The 1,882-nt window shown below is 37.7% G+C and carries 2 protein-coding genes; one reads left to right on the forward strand and one right to left on the reverse strand.

Annotated features, from left to right (window positions below):
• The first annotated feature begins 108 nt into the window (after positions 1-108).
• Positions 109-486 (forward strand): pyridoxamine 5'-phosphate oxidase family protein, encoded by a 378-nt coding sequence (locus tag ACRCJ0_RS13035; protein ID WP_103892180.1) that lies wholly within the window; start codon positions 109-111, stop codon positions 484-486.
• 443 nt (positions 487-929) lie between these two features.
• Here the strand turns inward: ACRCJ0_RS13035 and ACRCJ0_RS13040 are convergent, their stop codons facing one another.
• Positions 930-1,670, reverse strand: a complete 741-nt coding sequence (locus ACRCJ0_RS13040) for a DUF6448 family protein (protein WP_431390697.1) — start codon at positions 1,668-1,670, stop codon at positions 930-932.
• Between the last annotated feature and the right edge of the window lie 212 nt (positions 1,671-1,882).

Below are 1,882 nucleotides of genomic sequence, written 5' to 3' on the forward strand. Positions count from 1 at the left end.
GTTAACTTTATTATTTTGCAATTATGTTAAAAAGGGAGTTATTGAACATATGTTCGTTTAGGAGTATAATTCTTATGAAATACGATAGATCAATATAGGAGGACAAATATGTTAAGTAAAACTTTTTTTGAAGTTATCAAACACGAGGGTGTGGTTTCTGTTACATCATGGGGAAGCAGTGAGACCCCACATGTTCGTTGTACTTGGAACTCATATTTACGTATAACTAACGATGAACGCATCTTAGCTCCAATCGCTGGATTTACAAGCGTTCAAGCAGATATGATAAAGAACGACAAAGTTATTTTAACTCTAGGTAGTCGAGAAGTTGAAGGTTTCAATGGTTATCAAGGAACAGGATTCTTAATTGAAGGACGGGCACGTTTCCTCGATACTGGCGAAGAGTTTGACCAAATGAAAGAGGACTATCCCTTTATGAATAAATTACTTGAAGTTACCGTAGAATCTCAAAAACAATTGCTTTAATCTCTTATTAAAAGTTTGGTTATTATGAATTACTATATTTCTAAAAGGGTTAATCGTTTAAGAGACATGAAAACCAGCAAAATGATGTATTGATTAAAAAAAGGACTTTACTGCTTAAACAGCGTCAGAGTCCTTTTTTATCTGGATTGTAAGTAGAACACAAATAAAAAACCGCTCTACAAAAATGTAGATCGGTTCCATTACTTACAATTAATTGAAAAGTCCAAATCCACTATTCCAGCTAATCTTTTCAGCGCCCTCTAGAGCAACGAAAACTTGGTTCTTAGCATCTGCGTCATCACCTGCAACTAAAACAGTTGTTTGGTGGGGAGCACCAATAGTTTTGAAACAATTTTTAAGGTGCTCTCTACACAAGAGAGCTGTCTAACAAAAAATAAGTTTCTTGAAAAAACTTCTTTTTTGTATGATTTATGTTTATTTAATTAAAACCAGTCACTAAAAAGTTGTGTAAACCAGTTGCCTTCTGTTTCTTCTGACTCTGCGTTCACTTCTTCAGTATGTGCGTCCTGTTCCTCTTTATGTCCTTCTTCTTCATGTGCTTCATCATGACCTTCTTCTTCATGTGCTTCAACATGACCTTCTTCTTCATGTGCTTCATCATGACCTTCTTCGAATAAGTGGGTGAACGTGACGTAGTTTTCAACATAAGCACGGCCTGCCTCTGTGTCACCAGTTTCAAAAATCTTGGTTGCAAGTAGGTCAGTAAATACTTCTTCGACGTGTTCGCGGTTGTCATCGGTCACAAAGCCTGCTTCTTCTAATGGGGCTAAGCTTTCTTGTTCGATACTCTTATCAGCAGCTGCCACTCCTGGATCAACCGGCTCATGACTGATTCCTGTGTAAGGAGCACCTTCACCAGCACGGTGGATACGGACAAAGTTTTCAAAGAGGTAATCATCAGCTAAGTCGTTAATTTCTGCATCTTTTGTTTTATTTTTCACGGACATTGTACGCTCAAAGTACGTTTTTAATTCCGCTTCGTCCGCTTCTGGCACCCAATGTGCGATATAGTCAAAGCTTCTTTCCTCTAAAGACGTTTGGAGGGCGTCATAGACTGGTCCTTGTTCCGTATCGCAGTGTGCTTCAGCAGTCATTGGATTGGCTAAAAGTAAACCTGCGCTAACTGCTGTAACTCCGAGTAACCTTTTAAAAATCTTTTTCATCTTTGTTTCCTCCATATTTTTTATATTTTAGTCACTGATAACATCTTCAACAACTTGACTACAGTATAGAAGAAATATCTCAGAAGAAAATTGATCCTAATCAACAATGAGCAAAAAGTTTTTTTTTATGCAGTGCCCTGTTCCGTGCGTCAAACGAAACATACGCAATTCACGCTAGGATTTAGAACCAAAGATCAGCAAGCAGCTCCATC

This window comes from Aerococcus sp. L_32 (assembly GCF_050689315.1).

Coding starts and splice junctions, on each gene's coding strand:
- ACRCJ0_RS13035 (WP_103892180.1), top strand. CDS start 109: ATGTTAAGTAAAACTTTTTTTGAAGTTATCAAACACGAGGGTGTGGTT.
- ACRCJ0_RS13040 (WP_431390697.1), bottom strand. CDS start 1,670: ATGAAAAAGATTTTTAAAAGGTTACTCGGAGTTACAGCAGTTAGCGCA.